Source organism: Pseudomonas sp. 2822-17 (assembly GCF_002742485.1).
Classification (GTDB): domain Bacteria; phylum Pseudomonadota; class Gammaproteobacteria; order Pseudomonadales; family Pseudomonadaceae; genus Aquipseudomonas; species Aquipseudomonas cyclaminis.
Genome location: NZ_LJRZ01000551.1, coordinates 1 through 379, shown reverse-complemented (window position 1 = coordinate 379; position 379 = coordinate 1). Strand labels below are relative to the sequence as shown.

Here is a 379-nt window from a genome sequence, read left to right as displayed (position 1 = left end):
ACATATTTGTACTACCAGACTCAATGTTCTCAGACTGAATACAATGCCAGCAATAAAAGATGAAATCCTTTTTCAAGATATTCTTCAGTTGCGAAAGCTTTCAAGCGCACAGTTGAGGCAATTGGGACGAATACCGTATCCATTATCAAGAAAACCAGGGGATAGAAAGTTTACTCGCATTACATGGGAGGAAGCAATAAACAAGATTACTAGAAAAATCAAGAATATCGATCCTAAGCAGCTTGCTTTTTTTCTAACAGCAAGGGGAATCACGAATGAATCTTATTATGTAGCTGGAAAGGTAGCGAGGTTCCTTGGCACGAATAATATTGATAACGCATCTCGTATTTGTCACTCACCGAGTAAGACGGGGTTAAAG

Annotated in this window: 1 protein-coding gene; it reads left to right on the top strand. The window is 38.8% G+C overall.

Annotated features, from left to right (window positions below; genetic code table 11):
* Positions 1–43: 43 nt before the first annotated feature.
* On the top strand, positions 44–379 hold a 336-nt coding region (locus AOA60_RS23160), incomplete at its 3' end, for a molybdopterin-dependent oxidoreductase (protein ID WP_218240744.1).